A 16,630-nucleotide genomic window follows, 5' to 3' on the forward strand; every position below is an offset into this window, starting at 1 on the left:
CCCTGGGGCTGGGTTTGAAGGGTTGTACCTGTGGGAATGGGCCGGCGTGGCAGGCGACTATGTGGGAGGGGGCTTGCCCCCGAAGCTTCTGGCGGCTTCACGGGCCTCATCGCTGGCAAGCCAGGCGCTCCTACAGGGAGCGTGCCGGCCTTGACTGAAGGGCATCAAGGCAAGCCCGCTCCCACAGCTCTCGCGTCCGGAAACTACCAGCTTTCGCGGCTGCTCCGACCGTCCACCAGCCGGGAAATCCCCAGCGGGTTGGCGTTCTTCAGCACATCGGGCAGCAACGCATCCGGGCAGTTCTGGTAGCACACCGGCCGCAGGAAACGGTCGATGGCCAGGGTGCCGACCGAGGTGCCACGGGCATCGGATGTCGCCGGATAGGGCCCACCGTGAACCATCGCCTCGCACACCTCGACCCCGGTCGGATAACCGTTGAACAACACCCGGCCAACCTTCTGTTCCAGTAGCGGCAGTACCTCGGCGTGCGCCTGCAGATCGCCGGGCTCGGCAATCAACGTCGCGGTCAACTGACCGTGCAGTCCTTGCAGGGCGCGTTGCAACTCGGCCCGGTCGGATACCTCGACCAGCACGGTCGTCGGGCCGAACACTTCTTCCTGCAACAGCGGATCGCCGTCCAGCAACAGGCTGACATCGGCCTTGAACAGCTGCGGCAAGGCCTGCCTGCCCTGTTGCGGCAGACCGGCCAGATGGGTGATCCGCGGATGCGCCTGCAGCGCCTGGAGGCCCTTTTCATAGCTGCCGAGGGTGCTGCTGTTGAGCATGCTCTGCGCCGGTTGCTGGCCCATCAAGGCCGCCAGGCTTTCGGTAAAGGCGCTGAACGCCGGCGAGCGCAAGCCGATAACCAGTCCGGGATTGGTGCAGAACTGCCCGCAACCGAGCACCACCGAAGCGGCCAGTTCCCGGGCGATGGTCTCGCCGCGCATGGCCAGCGCCTCGGGCAGGACCAGTACCGGGTTGATGCTGCTCATCTCGGCAAACACCGGGATCGGTTGCGGGCGCGCCGCGGCCATGTCGCACAAGGCCCGGCCGCCCTTGAGCGAGCCGGTGAAACCGACGGCCTGGATCGCCGGGTGCTTGACCAGCGCTTCGCCGACCCCGCCGCCGTAGATCATGTTGAACACGCCCGGGGGCATGCCGGTCTGTTCGGCGGCGCGGATGATCGCATCGGCGACCCGTTCGGCCGTCGCCATATGGCCGCTGTGGGCCTTGAACACCACCGGGCAACCGGCGGCGAGGGCGGCAGCGGTGTCGCCCCCGGCGGTGGAGAAGGCCAGCGGGAAGTTGCTGGCGCCGAACACCGCCACCGGGCCGAGGCCGATACGATATTGACGCAGGTCGGCGCGCGGCAGCGGCTGGCGCTGGGGTTGCGCGCGGTCGATGCGTGCACCATGGAAGTCACCGCGACGCAGGACATCGGCGAACAGGCGCATCTGTCCGCTGGTACGGCCGCGCTCGCCGAGGATGCGCGCGTTGGGCAGGGCGGTTTCACGGGTGACCAGATGGATGAAGTCGTCGCCCAGGGCATCCAGTTGGCTGGCGATGGCTTCGAGGAACTCGGCGCGGCGACTGGCCGGCAGGGCGCGATAAGTCGGATAGGCGCTGGCGGCGGCCCGGGCGGCGGCGTCCACTTCTTGCGGGGTGGCCTGGATAAAGCGATAGGGCAGGGCTTCGTCGCTGCTGGCGTCGTGGCTGTGCAGGACGACACTGCCGGCAGCGCTGCGAGTGCCACCGATGTAGTTATGACCGAGGATCTCGGGCATGGGGAACTCCGATTGACAGGGGCTCGTGTCGAGCTCTTTGGGTTTCCTGTGGGGGCAGGGCCTATTCGCGGACAAGCCCGGCTCCTACAGTTTTGTGTCGTCGACAAGATCCGGATTCGACTCAAGCTCTGTAGGAGCCGGGCTTGCCCGCGAAGGCGTCGGGACAGTCACCGCCACTCTGGCGGGCTGCTCCCAACCTTTTATTCAGAGACCCACATCCGGCAACGCCGGACGATTGGCCATGGCCTTGGCCATGATCTGCTCGACAAATACCCGGTCCGCTTCCGGCAAGGCCAGGCGCGGTGGACGGGTCAGCGCGCTGCCGCGACCGGCAATGGCCTCGCACAGCTTGATGCACTGCACCAGGTCGGCGCGGGCATCGAGGTGCAGGATCGGCATCAGCCATTCGTAGATCGGCATGGCTTCGGCGAAACGGCCGGCCTTGGCCAGGCGGAAGATGGTTTCGCCTTCCTTGGGGAACACGTTGGACATGCCCGAGACCCAGCCCTCGGCACCGACGGCGATGCTTTCCAGGACCACGTCGTCGAGACCGGCGAAGAGCACGAAACGGTCGCCGACTTCATTGCGCACGTCGATAAAGCGCCGGGTATCGCCGGACGAATCCTTGAAGCACACCACGTTGTCGCAGTCGGCCAGGGAAATCAGGATGTCCGGGGTCACGTCGTTTTTGTAGATCGGCGGGTTGTTGTAGACCATCAGCGGCACGTCGGCGTGCCTGGCCACATAGCGGTAGTGCTCGGCGGTCTCGAACGGCTTGGAGCCGTAGACCAGCGCCGGCATCAGCATCACACCATCGACACCGACCTTGCGCACCGCATTGGCAACCTTGGCCGCCTGCACGCTGGTGAACTCGGCAACGCCGCAGATCACCGGCACGCGGCCCCTGGAGGCGTCCACCGCGACTTCGGTCACGGCGATCTTTTCCTCGGCGGTCAGCGAGGTGTTTTCCCCCACCGAACCACACACCACCAGACCCGAGACGCCGTCACGGATCACGTTGGAGATCACTTGATGGGTCTTTTCCAGGTTGATGGAGAAGTCGTCGTTGAATTGAGTGGTGACCGCCGGGAAGACGCCGCTCCAGTTGATGCGCTTGCTCATGATTAACTCCAGTGGTTAAAAGTATTTCGTATACGATATTTTAAGTGAAAAAATTCAGCCAGTGTTTTTTCGCCGGGCGCCGTGCTGGCGCCACCGCGTTGTTGCAATCGGCCGTCAGGCAATGGGTTGTGGTTCAGGCGCCGGGCCAGGTGTCCGACAGCCGGTAGCCCTGCGGCCACGGATCGGCGGGGTCGAGCAGCAATTGGTGGGTCCCGGTGATCCAGGCCCGACCGGACAGGCACGGATAGATCGCCGTGCGACCGGCCAGTTCGGTCATGGAGTCGATGCGGCAGTGGAACTCCGAACCGATGATCGAGCGGCCGATAAAACGGTCGCCGACCTTCAGCACGCCCTTGGCCTGCAACACCGACATGCGTGCCGAGCAACCGGTGCCGCAGGGCGAGCGATCGATCTTGCCGGGGCGGATCACCACGGCGTTGGCACCGGTGGCGACACCGTTCTCGTAGACCACCGGTGCGGCGATCTGGCAGAAGGAAATGTGCGACCAGTCGGGGTTCAGCGGATGGACGAAGCCCAGTTGCTCGTTGGCGGCGCGGGTGATCTTCAGGCCGATCTCGACCATGTCCCTGGCCTCGTCGGGGCGAATCTGGAAGCCCAGGGTCTGTGCGTCGACGATGGCGAAACTGTCGCCGCCATAGGCGGTGTCGACCTGGATCGAACCCAGGCCCTCGACTTCGATCCAGGCATCGAGGCGGTCGGCGAACGACGGCACGTTCTTGATTTCCACCCGCTGGACCTTGCCGTCCTTGCAATCGGCCACGGCTTCGATCAGGCCGCCCGGGGCCTCGAGCACCAGCCGGGTCTGCGGTTCGGTCATTGGCAGGATGCCGCTGTCGAGCAGCACGGTGGACACGCACAGCGAGTTGGAACCGGACATCGGCGGGGTATCGGCCGGTTCCATGATGATCCAGGCCATCTGCGCCCGCGGGTCCTTGGCCGGGACCAGCAGGTTGACGTGACGGAACACCCCGCCGCGCGGTTCGTTGAGCACGAAATTGCGCAGGGTTTCATCCTGGGCGATCCAGCGCGACTGTTCCCACACCGTGGCACCCGGCGGCGGGGCGACGCCGCCGACAATCACATCGCCGACCTCACCTTCGGCGTGGCAGCTGACCACATGAACGATTTTCGATGAACGCATTGATACACCTCCTGTCTGTTCACTCTGTAGGAGCCGGCTCCTACGGGGGAGCGGTTATTTCACGGATTTGAGGAACGCCGCCGTTTCCGGTTGCACGGGATTGCCGATGACCTGGTCGGGCGAGCCGATCTCATGCACCAGGCCGTTGCGAAAGAACGCCACGCGGTCGGAGACATCCCGGGCGAAGCGGATCTCATGGGTGACCAGGACCATGGTCATGCCGTCTTCGGCGAGCATGCGCATGGTGTCCAGCACCTCGCCCACCAGTTGCGGATCGAGGGCCGAGGTGGCTTCGTCGAAGAGCATGTAGTCCGGCGACATGGCCAGGGCCCGGGCGATGGCCATGCGCTGTTGCTGGCCGCCCGAGAGCTTGCCGGGGAACGTCTTGAGCTTGTCGCCCAGGCCCACATGGGTGAGCTGGCGCACCGCCAGTTCCTCGGCCTCCTGCTTGCTCCGGCCGAGTACCTTGCGCGGCGCCAGCATGACGTTCTCCAGCACGGTCAGGTGCGGGAAGGCGTTCCACTGCTGGAACACGATGCCGATCTTCTGCCGCAGGCGGTTGAGGTCGGTGGCCTTGTCGTGGACTTCGATACCGTCGACGCGGATGCTGCCCTTGTGGATCGATTCCAGGCCGTTGATGCACATCAGCAGGGTCGATTTGCCGGAGCCGGAGCCGCCGATGATCGACACCACCTCACCCTTGTTCACCGTCAGGCTGACGCCCTTGACCACTTCCAGGTCGCCGAAGGATTTGTGTACGTTGTCGATCTCAATCATTTTCTTGCCACCTTCTTTCCAGACGAGCGCCCAGGCGTGCGACCACCAGGCTCATGACGTAGTAGATAAGGCCCGCGATGCACAGCACCAGCAGCGGTTCCTGGATGCGGGTGACGATGGTTTGCGAGGCGCGCAGCAGTTCGACGATGCCGATCCACATCACCAGCGCGGTGTCTTTCATGACGCTGAGCACCAGGTTCAGCCAGCCGGGGAACGCGACCCGCGAGGCCATCGGCAGGACGATCCAGCGCAGGTCCTGCAGGTAGCTCAGGCCCAGCGAGCGGCTGGCCCGGCGCACGCTCAGCGGCACCGAGAGCACGCCGCCGCGGACGATCTCGGTGAAGTACGCGGCGGCGTAGATCCCGAGCACGATGCAGCCGACGGTGAAGGCACTGATGTTCAGGCCGACGATGCTCTTGAGCGAGTTGAACAGCACGAACTGGATCAGCAGCGGTACGCTGCGGAACACGTCCAGGACCCAGGCCAGCGGCAGGCTGAGCCGTGGCAGCAGGGCGCGCAGCAGGCCGAACACCAGGCCGGCGACGGTGCCGAGCAGGATCGACCAGACCGTCAGTTGCAGCGTGACCCAGGCCCCGCTGAGCAGGAACAGCAGGTCATTCAGGGTAAGACTGGTGGAAAACATGGAGCAGACCCCTCAGTAACGGAACAGCCGCCAGGACAAGAGCCGGGCTACCGCGACGATCGCCTTGGCGATCAGGTAATACAGCACCGCCGCGATGGCGAAGTATTCGAAGGTGCGGAACGTCTTGACGTTGTAGTCCTGGGTCACCCCGGTCAGGTCGTTGTTGAGGCCGACGATCACCCCCAGCGAGGTCATCAGCACTGCCCAGACCATCTGGTTGGTCAGCGGGTAGAACACCACCCGCAGCAATTGCGGAACGATGATCATCCGGTAGGCCTGGAAGGCGCTCATGCCCAGCGAACGTGCCGCGCGCATCTGGGTGTCGGGCACGGCCTTGAGGCCGCCACGGAAGTTTTCCGCCAGGTAGCCGGCGTTGTTGAAGGTGATCCCGGCCAGCAATGCCAGCCAGGAGCTGACATGCAGCCCCAGGGAGCCGAGGCCGAAGTAGAGGATGTAGATCTGGAACAGCGACGGCGTGTTGCGGGCGATGGACACCCAGCCGTTGGCGATGCCGCTGAGCACCGGCTGTTTCGCCTCGCGCATCACGGTCAGGGTCAGGGCGATCAGCACGCCGAAGATCATCGACAGGGCGGCGGTTTCGAAGGTCACCCAGGCGCCGTTGAGCATGTCGGGCAGGGCACGGAAGGCCGAATGCCACTGGAACGTATAGTCAAACATGCACCGCTTCCTCCTGTGGCAGCCAGGCCGGCAGATTCCCGCTGGCCTGGGCGCTGCAGGCGCTGTCGACACACTCGGCCAGGCTGGCGAAGTGCACCGTGCGTCCGACCAGGCCGGGAGCGTAGTGGGCGTATTTGCCGGAGTTGGTCATCAGTGTCCGGGCGGCCGGCGGAATCACCGGCTCACCGACCATGCACCAGCAGGTATCGGTGATCAGGGTCGCGCCGAAGGCTTCGATCGCGGCGATATGACCGGCGGTACGGGCCTGTTCCAGCACGGCCCTGCCGCAGGTGATCGCCAGCACCACGTCCGGGTGCTTGTGGCGGCCACGGCACAGGCGCGCGAGGTGGGCGAACTCGCTGAGGGAGAAGTGCGGGTTGCCCAGGGAAACCACATCCACTCGCGGTTCGCGAGCGCTGTTGAGTTCGCGCCAGCTACCCAGCAGGTCTTGCGGGCTGATGCGTTGCAGTGGCAACGACTGACCCGGCTCCAGCACCTGCAGCGGGTCGAGGGCCTCCGGGGTGACCCCGGCGATATGGAACAGCGGTGCCGCCGAAGTGGTGGCGAAGGCCGCGCCGAAAGCCTTCAGGTCGTCGAGGCTGGGGTTGGCCAGCTCCAGGCCGCGCACCAGCGGGATACGGCTGCCGGACAGCGCGCCGATGTGATAGCCGAGCAGCGGGTAGAAGGCATCGTCCAGTTCGCCCATGGGCGGTACTTCGATCTCCAGGCGCGCCTTGCGCTGTTCGGCCAGGTGGCAGCCGGTCAGTGGTGCACGGCCGGTCAGGGCGATGCAGATATCCAGGTAGTCGGGGTATTTCTGGGTCCAGGCACCGAGCACGCTGTTGGCATAGACCACGGCGTTGGATTCGGCCCAGACGATTTGTTCGCCGGCTTTCGGCGCACTGTCGAGCAGGTAGGGCGCGCAGGTGTAGCTGAGTTGCGCGCCCATCGCCATGTAGGCCGTGCCCAGGGCACTGGCGGGTTCGCCGAGGGCCGGATCGACCCCCAGTTCACGCCAGCGGCGCTGGTCCACGGAAATCGAATTGAGGGTGGTCGGGACGCGCACGCGCGCCCCCCATTGCACCAGTTGTTCGGCAAAGCGCAGGCTCGCCGGCCCTGTGTAGATGCAGCCGTCGATATGCGCCTGGGTCACGTCCAGCAGGCTGGGCGCACCTTGCAGCTCGGCCATCTGCAGGACGATCTGCATGGCTATCTGGGCCGCCTTGCCGTACTGACCCTCGAGCAGGGCCAGGTCATGTTCGCTGAGTTCGACGCTAGCGGTCGCCGGCCGCACTGGCACCGGCGTGGTCGGTGCCTGCCAGGCGTCGGCGGGCGTTTCGTCGAAGAGTGTCAGGCTGTTGCCCTCGATCCGGGCAAAGGCCTGGCCGCGCAGGGCGGCAAAGGCCTCCCGGCCGATGCACAGCACCGGCAGGGAACGTTCGAAAATCACCCGGGCCACCAGCACGCCCAGGGTCAGGATCTCATCGGCTTCGGCCAGTACCAGCGCAGCCGGGGCATGACCATTGCTGATCAGCTCCATCATCACGCTGCTGCCGGTACAGGAACCGCGGCCGCTGGGCAGCGCCAACACGCGGCCGGCCAGGTGCTCGCCGCTCAAGGGGTGATGGCGGTCGATCACTTCGCCACTGAACGGATCGACACCGCCCCAGAAACTCAGGCCGATATCGGCGAACAGCAGGGAACCTTGGGCGGCTCCCTCGACCAGGCTGCGTCCGGTGAGGGAAGTGGGCGTGCTGGGCATGCGGGTTTCCTCAGTAGTAGACGTGTGGCACAGTCAGGTCGGCCGGTGGGATATCGGTCCCGACCCACTTGGTGAACAGCTCGTTGTAACGTCCGGTACGAACCTGCTGGTTGATGAACAGGTTGAGGTAGTTGATCAGGCCGTACTCGTTGCGCTTGGCACCCAGCGAGACGTAGTCGATCACGTAGGGGGCATTGCCGGCGACCTTCAGGCCCTTGTACTTGCCTGACTTAAGCGTAGCCGCGGCCACGGTGTTGGTGACGACAGTGGCATCGATATGGCCCTGGGCGACGGCCAGGATGGTGTCGTTCTGCGACTGGTAGGCGCGGAAGCTGCCGGTGCCCCAGCTCTTCTGGTCTTTTTCCAGGGCGATGGCTTCATAGGTGCCGCTGGTGTTGCCGACAGGGCGACCCTTGAGGTCTTCGTATTTGCTGATACCGGTGTCTTCGCGGGTCAGCACCACCATCTGGAAGGCGAAGTAGGGAAGGGTCAGGCCGACGGTCTTGGCCCGCTCGAGGGTGTCGGAAGTGGAGGCGACGATCACGTCGGCACGGCCCGAGACCAGCGCGGGAATACGATCCGGGAATGGCGTCTCGACGATCTCGGCATCGACCCCGAGGACCTTGGCCAGGTCGTTGCAATAGTCGACGTCGAAGCCCACCGGCTTGTTGCTGGCATCGCGCGAGCCCATCGGCGGGAAGTCCAGGGTCACCGCGCAGCGCAGCTTGCCGGAGCCGATGATGTCATCGAGCTTGTCGGCCTGGGCCGTGGCGATAAAGGACGAACTGAGAACCACACTGAGCGCTACGGCAAAAACGGGATTTTTCATGGATGCCTCGTTATCGGTAAGTGGTGTTGGCTTTCGTATTATGAATTTCGTATACGATATTATATTAGCAATGACTGTGCCTGTTTCCACGTTGGAACATGAATTCTTCACCGGCCCACGGGTTAGAGGGTTTGTCGGCTGATAAGGGCGTAGATGCCCGCTTTTATCGGGGTGTGGGGTGTTACAGAAGGGAGCACGTTTTGCCGCGCGCGCCCCTTAAAGGAACACGGCGCAGGAACACGGCGATCAGCGATGGGTTTCGCGGTAATGGCTTGGCGACAGGCCGGTGAGGGCGCGGAACTGGCGGCTGAAGGCGCTGTGGTCGGTGTAACCGCAGCGCAGGGCGATCTCGGTGATCGGCAGGTCGGTGTGCAACAGCAATTGCGCGGCTTCTTCCAGGCGGGCCTTGTGGATCATCTGTCGTGGGGTGAGCTGGAAGATCCGCTTGCAGTGACGTTCCAGCTGGGCCACCGACAGGCCGGCGATCCGCGTCAGTTCGGCGAGGCTGATGGGCTGGGCGAAGTGCTCGCGGATGTGCGCGTCCACCGCGGCGACCTTCTGGAAGGACGGGTGGTTCGATTGCGGCAGTTGCAGGTCGCGGGAAATCCCCGCCAGGCCGACGACCCGCCCTTGCGGGTCGCGCAGGGGGACCTTGTGGGTCAGGCACCAGATCGGCTGGTTGCCGTAATAAAGGTGCAGTTCCAACTGGTCGGCCAGCTCGCGCCCGCTGCTCAGCACTCGCCGATCCTGCTCGGTATAGGAGGCACCGAAACGTTCCGGAAAGACCCGGTCGGCGGTCAGTCCCAGCAGCTCGCCGGGCTGCTTGAAACCACAGCGCCGGGCCAGGGTCTGGTTGACGAAGGCGTAGCGCGCCTCGCTGTCCTTGATGAAAAACACCACGTCCGCCAGGGTATCGAGCAGGGGGGCGATGGCACTCAGGCTGTCCAGCAGGATCGGCAGGTCGCAGGGCTTGAAACGGGTAAGCGAGGCATGCATGGCGTCGGGCGTCTGGCGGCAACTCTCGGGATCATAGAGATCCTCCGGCGTCGCCGAAACCCCCGTGCCGCTATTCATGCCGGCGGGGTGTCGTCGAGACACGACAGTGTGTCGATCCGCGCCGGACTGAACGGTGGGCGCGGTGCTGGAAGTTGCCAGCCGAACAGGTGCCGGACCGCGCCGCCACATACCCGGCCCTGGCAGGCGCCCATGCCGCAACGGCTAGCGAGCTTCGCTTCGCGCCAGTCGCGATGACCTTGCAGGGCGGCATAAGTGACATCCTCGCAACGGCATACCAGGGTGTCGGGTTCGGCCAGGGCCTTGAGTCGCGGGTCGAGGGCAAAGGCCTTGTTCAGGGTGTCGGCGAAACCCTGCCAGCGTGCCCGGACCGGCCACAGGCGCCGCGCCGCGTCGCGCTCGCCGACCGCCGCATGGCCGGCAATCGCACCTTCCACCAGGGCCAGTTCGCTGCCGCCGAAACCGGTGCATTCACCGGCTGCGTAATGATCGGCGAGGCTGCTGGTCTGCCAGGTGTCGACGGCCAGGGCGTGGCCGTCGAGGGCATAGCCCAGGGCCTCGCCGAGCTGGGTGTTGGGGATCAGGCCGAAGCCGCAGGCCAGGCGCTCACAGGCCAGCTCGACGATCTTGCCCCGTTGTTGCAGGCGCACACCTTCCAGGCGCTCGCTGCCCAGGGCGGCAAGCACGTGGCTGTCGGTGCGGTAATGCCGGTCGAACAGGCCGAAGGCTTGCAACCCCTTGTGGGGCCAGCGTGGCAACTGCGCGGCAAAAGTACCGACGCAGGTGAGTGAGGCCTGCTCGGCAACTCGCAGGATCTGTGCCCCGGCCTGGCGGGCGGTGGCGGCGCTGGCCAGCAGCAACGGTCCGCTGCCGGCGATCACCAGGCGCTCACCGTCAACCGGCAGGCCGCCCTTGATCAGCGCTTGCAGGCCGCCGGCACCGGTAACCCCGGGCAGCGTCCAGCCGGGGAAGGGCAGCAGCAGTTCGCGGGCGCCGGTGCAGAGGATCAGCTTGTCGTAGCCGATCTGCCAGCCCCGTTGCGAGTCTTCCAGCAGCAGGTGTTTCGGGCCGGTGCTGGCGATCACCCGGGTGCCGGGGTAATGCCGCACATTGTCACAGGCCTGCAGGCGCTGGCGCAGTGCTCGGGCCTGGGGCGGCAACTTGGCCTGCGGGCCGTCGCGCCAGATCTGTCCGCCGGCCAGCGGGTTGTCGTCGATGATGGCGATGCGCGCGCCGCTGGGGGCGGCGGCCAGGGCGGCGGCGATGCCCGACGGCCCGGCGCCGATGATCAGCAGGTCGGCAAACGCCATCATGGTCGGGTCTCCACGTGCATGCCGTCCTGGCAGAGGGTCTGGCAGGCCAGGCGTCGATCGCCATTGATGCTGACCCGGCATTCCTGGCAGATGCCCATGCCGCACAGCGGCGCACGACGCCGGCCGCTGACCGAGGTACGGCTGCAACCGTCACCGCCCAGGGCCAGGGCCGCTGCTACGGTGGTGCCTTCGGCGACGCGCAGGGCGCGACCGTCCAGTGTCAGTTCAGGCATGGATTGGCGCTCCGAGAAAGCGTTGCGGCAGATAGGCGGCGGCAGCCAGGGGCGGCGTTTCGTTGAGCAACTGGGCGACCAGCAGGTCGGCGGTGCCGGGGGCGGTGGTCACGCCCAGGCCTTCATGACCGACAGCCAGCCACAAGCCCTCGCGTTGCGGGTGCTGGCCCACCAGCGGCAGGCCGTCCGGGCTGGCGGCACGCAGGCCGGTCCAGGCGCGGATCGCATTCAGCCGGGCCAACCCGGGCAGGTATTCGACGGCACGCTTGAGCATCTTCGCCAGCATCCAGCCTTCGACCTGCAGGTCGCGGGTGCCGAACTGACGTGAAGCGCCGATAAACAACTGGCCGGTGGGCCGCGGCTGGATATTGCAGGCGACGGAGGGGCCCTTGGCGTTGTGGGCGCTGGTGACATAACCCAGTTCCACCAGGGTATGGGTGACGCTGCCGGGATAACGGTCGGTGATCAGCAGGTGGCCTTTCTTCGGCTCGATGGGCAGTTCCGGGCACAGTTCGTTGGCCTGCACGCCATTGGCCAGGACCACCGCCCCGGCGCTGAGCCAATGACCGTTGTCGAGCCGTACGCGGTTGCCGTCGACTTCGCTGACCCGTGCCCGGCGCTGACGGATACCGGCGGTTTCGAGCATCCAGCGAGCCGTGGCCGGGGCATAGAGAATGCCGTCGCCATGGATCAGCAGGCCGCCTTCAAGGCCTTCGCGCAGCTGCGGTTCGCGTTCGCGCAGGGCCTGGTTGCCGAGCAGTTCACAGGCGATGCCATGGGCCTGGAGGTTGGCGTGCTTGGCCTGGGCCACGGCCATTTCCTCGGCGTTGGCGGCGATCCACAGCGTGCCGTTGTTGCGGTAGGCGCAGCCTTCGGGAAGCTCGGCAGCGACCTCGCGCCAGCGTTGCACGGAGTATTGGCACAGGGCCAACTCCGCCGGGTTGTCGTCGAGTACCAGCAGGTGGCCCATGCCCGCCGCCGTGGCATTGGGCAGGCCGGCATCCAGCACCAGCACGCTCAGGCCCCGCTTCGCCAGGGCCTGGGCACAGGCGGCGCCGACGATCCCGGCACCGATCACGATAATGTCGGCTGCCGTGCCTTCGTTCACAGGCGGATGCCCCAGGCGAACGGATCGTCCTGTTCGAGGATCAGGGTCGTTTCGGCACTGATATGGGCGCGCCCGCGAATGGTCGGCACGATGCGTTCGCCGTCGGCCTCATAGGAACCTTCGAATTCGCTGCCGATCACACTGGCCTGGCGCCAGACCTGTCCCGGCTGCAGCTTGCCATCGGCCGCCAGGCACGCCAGCTTGGCGCTGGTGCCGGTGCCGCAGGGCGAGCGGTCGTAGGCCTTGCCAGGGCAGAGCACGAAGTTGCGGCTGTCGGCCCGGGCGTCGTCGGCGAACAGTTCGACATGGTCGATCAGGCCGCCGTCTTCGCCACGGATGCCTTGTTGTTCCAGGGCCTGCTGCACGGCGAAGGTGTAGGCGGTCAACGCCTCCAGGTTGTCGCTGGTGACGTCCAGGCCATGGTCGGCGATCAGGAAGAACCAGTTGCCGCCCCAGGCGACATCGCCGACTACCTCGCCGAGGCCCGGCACCTGCAGGGCCAGCGCTCGCAGATAACGGTAGGACGGGACATTGCGCACACTGACCGAACGGTCTTCGTGAAGGGTGGCATGCACCGTGCCCACCGGGGTTTCGATGGCGTGGATGCCCGGTTCGATCCGGCCCAGATGCGCCAGCGAGGCGACCAGGCCGATGGTGCCGTGGCCGCACATGCCGAGGTAGCCGGTGTTGTTGAAGAAGATCACCCCGGCGGTGGCTGCCGGGTTCACCGGCTCGCACAACAGCGCGCCGACCAGCACATCGCTGCCGCGTGGTTCGAGGACACAGGCGGCGCGCCAGGCATCGTATTCTTCGGCCAGGCGCTGGCGGCGCTCGGCCATGCTGCCACGGCCCAGGTCGGGAAAACCGGCGGTCACCAGGCGGGTGGGTTCGCCGCCGGTATGAGAGTCGATCACGCTGATTCGTTGCATGGCAGGCCACTGTCGAATGAAGGAGTTCGCAGAGTGGCCTGTGGGAGGGGGGGCCGGCTTGATGCTTTTACCGGACCCTCATGACGAAATCAGCACAGTGATGGCGGGATCAGTGGGCGCGCGGCAGGTGCTCCAGCAACGTCGCGCAAACCCCGGCGATGTGCTCATCGAGCAGTTTCACCGCCTGTTCCACATCACGGGCGCGACAGGCTTCGATGATATCGCGGTGCTCATGGTCGGCGCGTTCCTTGCCGGCGGAGAGGCTCATCTGCAGGCGCAGGTAGCGTTCCAGCTTGTCGTTGACCGAACGGATCAGGCTGACCAGGAACGGTCGTCGCGCCGGTTCGTAGAGGCAGGCGTGGAGTTCCCAGTTGAGTTCGGCCCAGCGCCCGATGTCATTCTCGCCGACGAATTCCTGGCAGATGCGTTCGGCGCGGGTGAAGGTCTCTTCGGTCATGTTCGGGATGGCCAGGCGCAGCACCTTGTCTTCGAGCAGCATGCGCACTTCGAACATCTGCGCCAGTTCGGGTTCGGAGAGGCGCGTGACCATCGCCCCGCGGTTGCGCTGGAACATCACCAGGCCCTCGGCTTCCAGGCGCTTGAGCGCCTCGCGTACGGGAATCTTGCTGACGTTGAACTGGCGGGCGATTTCGTCCTGGCGAATCGGTTCGTCCTCGGCGAAATTGCCGGCGACGATGGCATCGCGCAGGTGCCGGGTAATGATCTCCGAGGTCGAAGGAGCATTGCCCAGGTCCGGGAGGTTGAGCTTGGGTAGGGTCACGGCGCGGTCATTCGAAAGGGAAGAAAGGGATATGGTATACAAAAAACGTTTTGTTTTCCTGTCTTCGATGCAGACGCACGCGCCGATGTCGCAAATGGGCCGGGCAGTGACGCGATGGCGGGGGCGACTGCGCAAGGCGCCCCATCTGCATCACAGGAGCGAGGTTTTCCGTGGGCGTCCGCCCAGCTTGCCGTTTTCCCGGGCGGCGCGGGCCTTGGCTTGCGTCGATTTCGAGCCGCCTTTGCTGCCCAGTTGGCTGGCCATCCACGAGGCACTGCCGAGCACGCCCTGAATCAGCGAGGGCAGGTGGATATCGATGTCCAGGGCCGGAAAGTGCAATCCCTGGCCCGTCGGGCTGATTTCTATCTGAACCAGGTCCGCAGCCTTGGCATCGGCCAGGCCCTCGACCAGTCGCGGCGGGAACGACAGGCTGACCCCGGAATCGAGGCCGATGACGACGCAACCGGTTTCGGTGTCGTAGCCGGCCTTTTCCGCGCGCGGAGCTTTTGCCTGGAACGCTTTTGCGGATCGGTTCGCTTGTTGAAACTCGAGTTCAGTCAAAGTCACCATGGATCTCCTTCCACTGCTTGCATTGATAGGCCAGATCGGCGGCCAACCGGACACTCAACAGCTTCAGTCGCTTGTACGAAAACCCGTGATTTTCTCTCAGTTCCGGCGGACCTTCCGGGCATCTGAGGTAGAACACCGCCTCATCTTCCCGGGTCATGACATGCACATGGCAAGGTCGGTGGTCGTTGGAGTAGATCACTATCCGTATGTCTTCAAATCGAGCTGTTGTGACCATGATTCGAGATTAACCTATCCGTTTGGGTTTTTAGAAAATAACCGATGTACGGCAGCTTTCGGCTGATGTTCTTTGCCGGCCTCCTTGAGGCTAGAGGGCTCAGGACGGGCTGCGTCATCTCAGGTATTTCTCGATATTTGCAGGCGCGATGACCGGGGTGTCAGGCGCCGTGTGGCGGCAATCGGGCGGGTCTTTTTCCGGCTGATAAATGAGTAACCATTGATTACATCGAGGAATGACTCAAAATCCACCATGGCCGTTTATCCGCATCGGAACAGCCAATACAGTGGTTTGCCGGCGCTGTCCGGCACCCGCTGGAGGTGTGGGACTCGCCTCGAGTCGCTGCCCTTGGCCCGACTCCGGACCTGCGAATACTTGCCATGAACCGATCTGAAAACAGCGTTCGACCCACCACCGAGAACCCTTCCCCGTCATCCTCCTACGCACAACGAAATGCCCCGTACTGGCGGCGTAACCTGGCGATCTGTGTATTCGGCTCCTTCACCACGCTGGTCAGCCTGAGCATGCTGCTGCCGTTCCTGCCGTTGTATGTGCAGCAGCTCGGGGCAGAGTCGCCCGCCGCGGTGGTGCAATGGTCGGGGATCGCCTTCAGCGCGACCTTTCTCGGCACGGCGGTGACCGCGCCGCTCTGGGGGCGGCTGGCTGATCGTTACGGACGCAAGGCGATGCTGGTACGGGCGGCGATCGGCATGGCGATCGTGATGTCGCTGATCGGTGTCGCCCACAGCGTCGTCGAGCTGGTGGTGCTGCGCCTGATTGCCGGATTGATCGGTGGCTTTGCCTCGGCATCGATCGTGATGGTCGGCACCCAGGCACCTCGCGAGCGCGCCGGCTGGGCCCTGGGCATCCTCTCTACCGGGGCGCTGGCGGGCAATCTGGTCGGGCCGCTGGTGGGCGGTTTCCTGCCGATCTGGGTCGGCATTCGCGGGACCTTCTTTGTCGGTGGCGGATTGATCGCCGTGACGGCGTTGCTGGTGATCCTGCTGGTGCGCGAGGACTTCCAGCGCGGCGTCGATGGCCGCAAGCTCCAGGCGAGCGGCGACGGTGTATCGACGACCCGGCGTTCAGTCATCGTGGCGTTGCTGCTGACGGCCATGATGGTGCTGCTGGCGAACATGTCCATCGAGCCGATCATCACCGTGTTTATCGCGCAACTGGATGTGCCGGCCGAGCAACTGACCCGGGTGGCGGGCGTGGTGATGGCGTCCTCGGCCCTGGGCAGCGTACTCACCGCCGCACGGTTGGGCGCCCTGGCGGACCGGGTAGGGGCCTGGCCCGTGATCATCGGCTGCCTGTTGGCGACCGGCCTGGTGATGGTGCCGCAGGCCTTTGTCAGCCAGTGGTGGCAACTGGCGCTGTTGCGCGGACTGATGGGGATGACCCTCGCCGGGCTGCTGCCGTCGATTGCCAAGCTGGTGCGCCAGTCCGTCGACGAGCGCGAGTCCGGGAAAATGCTCGGTTACCTGCAATCGGCGCAGTTCACCGGGCAGGTGGTCGGGCCTTTGCTGGGAGGGCAGGTGGGCGCGCATATCGGTTTGCACGCGGTGTTTTTCGTCACCGGGGCGTTGCTGGTGGTGTGTGCCGGGCTCAACCAGGCCGTGCGCCTTGCCGGCAAGGGGCACCGGCGTCAGGTGGGAGACTCCCGGCGAAGTCGGGTAGACAGGTGAGT

General features: G+C 65.2%; 17 protein-coding genes. 1 reads left to right on the forward strand and 16 read right to left on the reverse strand.

Annotated features, from left to right (window positions below):
- Window positions 1–203: 203 nt before the first annotated feature.
- The 16 genes from KI243_RS12680 to KI243_RS12755 all read right to left on the reverse strand — a co-directional run bounded on the left by KI243_RS12680 (window position 204) and on the right by KI243_RS12755 (window position 14,940).
- Window positions 204–1,784 carry an aldehyde dehydrogenase (NADP(+)) gene (locus KI243_RS12680; protein ID WP_017129055.1) on the reverse strand — a complete coding sequence of 527 codons (1,581 nt, stop codon included), beginning with the start codon at window positions 1,782–1,784 and terminating at the stop codon, window positions 204–206.
- Between the two features lie 204 nt (window positions 1,785–1,988).
- The gene (locus tag KI243_RS12685; protein ID WP_017129056.1) at window positions 1,989–2,906 is read right to left on the reverse strand and encodes a dihydrodipicolinate synthase family protein; all 918 of its coding nucleotides are present in this window, start codon (window positions 2,904–2,906) and stop codon (window positions 1,989–1,991) included.
- A gap of 133 nt (window positions 2,907–3,039) precedes the next feature.
- Window positions 3,040–4,068, reverse strand: a complete 1,029-nt coding sequence (locus tag KI243_RS12690) for a proline racemase family protein (RefSeq protein ID WP_103033121.1) — start codon at window positions 4,066–4,068, stop codon at window positions 3,040–3,042.
- Window positions 4,069–4,122: 54 nt separating this feature from the next.
- Window positions 4,123–4,845, reverse strand: coding sequence for an amino acid ABC transporter ATP-binding protein (locus KI243_RS12695; protein WP_017129058.1), 723 nt, complete (start codon window positions 4,843–4,845; stop codon window positions 4,123–4,125).
- Window positions 4,838–5,488 (reverse strand): amino acid ABC transporter permease, encoded by a 651-nt coding sequence (locus KI243_RS12700; RefSeq protein WP_017129059.1) that lies wholly within the window; start codon window positions 5,486–5,488, stop codon window positions 4,838–4,840. The genes KI243_RS12695 and KI243_RS12700 overlap by 8 nt, the downstream gene beginning before the upstream one ends.
- A 12-nt stretch (window positions 5,489–5,500) precedes the next feature.
- Complete coding sequence (locus KI243_RS12705; protein WP_017129060.1) at window positions 5,501–6,166, reverse strand: amino acid ABC transporter permease; 666 nt, start codon at window positions 6,164–6,166, stop codon at window positions 5,501–5,503.
- Window positions 6,159–7,928: an aconitase family protein gene (locus tag KI243_RS12710; protein ID WP_212810905.1), complete on the reverse strand. Its 1,770-nt coding sequence runs from the start codon at window positions 7,926–7,928 to the stop codon at window positions 6,159–6,161. The genes KI243_RS12705 and KI243_RS12710 overlap by 8 nt, the downstream gene beginning before the upstream one ends.
- Window positions 7,929–7,938: 10 nt before the next feature.
- Entirely contained in the window at window positions 7,939–8,757 is an 819-nt protein-coding gene (locus KI243_RS12715; protein WP_177108928.1) for a transporter substrate-binding domain-containing protein, read from the reverse strand.
- Between the two features lie 246 nt (window positions 8,758–9,003).
- Window positions 9,004–9,753, reverse strand: coding sequence for an AraC family transcriptional regulator (locus KI243_RS12720; RefSeq protein WP_017129063.1), 750 nt, complete (start codon window positions 9,751–9,753; stop codon window positions 9,004–9,006).
- A 74-nt stretch (window positions 9,754–9,827) separates the two neighbouring features.
- Entirely contained in the window at window positions 9,828–11,084 is a 1,257-nt protein-coding gene (locus KI243_RS12725; protein ID WP_017129064.1) for an FAD/NAD(P)-binding oxidoreductase, read from the reverse strand.
- Complete coding sequence (locus KI243_RS12730) at window positions 11,081–11,317, reverse strand: (2Fe-2S)-binding protein (RefSeq protein WP_017129065.1); 237 nt, start codon at window positions 11,315–11,317, stop codon at window positions 11,081–11,083. Before KI243_RS12730 ends, KI243_RS12725 begins: the two co-directional genes overlap by 4 nt.
- Window positions 11,310–12,425, reverse strand: coding sequence for an FAD-dependent oxidoreductase (locus KI243_RS12735; RefSeq protein ID WP_017129066.1), 1,116 nt, complete (start codon window positions 12,423–12,425; stop codon window positions 11,310–11,312). Before KI243_RS12735 ends, KI243_RS12730 begins: the two co-directional genes overlap by 8 nt.
- The gene (locus tag KI243_RS12740; protein ID WP_042936810.1) at window positions 12,422–13,354 is read right to left on the reverse strand and encodes a 4-hydroxyproline epimerase; all 933 of its coding nucleotides are present in this window, start codon (window positions 13,352–13,354) and stop codon (window positions 12,422–12,424) included. The genes KI243_RS12735 and KI243_RS12740 overlap by 4 nt, the downstream gene beginning before the upstream one ends.
- Window positions 13,355–13,463: 109 nt before the next feature.
- On the reverse strand, window positions 13,464–14,135 hold the full coding sequence (locus KI243_RS12745) for a GntR family transcriptional regulator (protein ID WP_017129068.1): 672 nt from the start codon (window positions 14,133–14,135) through the stop codon (window positions 13,464–13,466).
- A gap of 150 nt (window positions 14,136–14,285) precedes the next feature.
- Window positions 14,286–14,705, reverse strand: a complete 420-nt coding sequence (locus KI243_RS12750; RefSeq protein WP_218171733.1) for a DUF2442 domain-containing protein — start codon at window positions 14,703–14,705, stop codon at window positions 14,286–14,288.
- Window positions 14,689–14,940, reverse strand: a complete 252-nt coding sequence (locus tag KI243_RS12755) for a DUF4160 domain-containing protein (RefSeq protein WP_177109467.1) — start codon at window positions 14,938–14,940, stop codon at window positions 14,689–14,691. The genes KI243_RS12750 and KI243_RS12755 overlap by 17 nt, the downstream gene beginning before the upstream one ends.
- Window positions 14,941–15,320: 380 nt before the next feature.
- Here KI243_RS12755 and KI243_RS12760 point away from each other — a divergent pair, with 380 nt between their 5' ends.
- Window positions 15,321–16,628 carry an MFS transporter gene (locus KI243_RS12760; RefSeq protein ID WP_212810906.1) on the forward strand — a complete coding sequence of 436 codons (1,308 nt, stop codon included), beginning with the start codon at window positions 15,321–15,323 and terminating at the stop codon, window positions 16,626–16,628.
- The last annotated feature ends 2 nt before the right edge of the window (window positions 16,629–16,630 follow it).

Origin of the sequence: Pseudomonas sp. Ost2, from assembly GCF_018326065.1 — a bacterium.
GTDB classification, from domain to species: domain Bacteria; phylum Pseudomonadota; class Gammaproteobacteria; order Pseudomonadales; family Pseudomonadaceae; genus Aquipseudomonas; species Aquipseudomonas gingeri.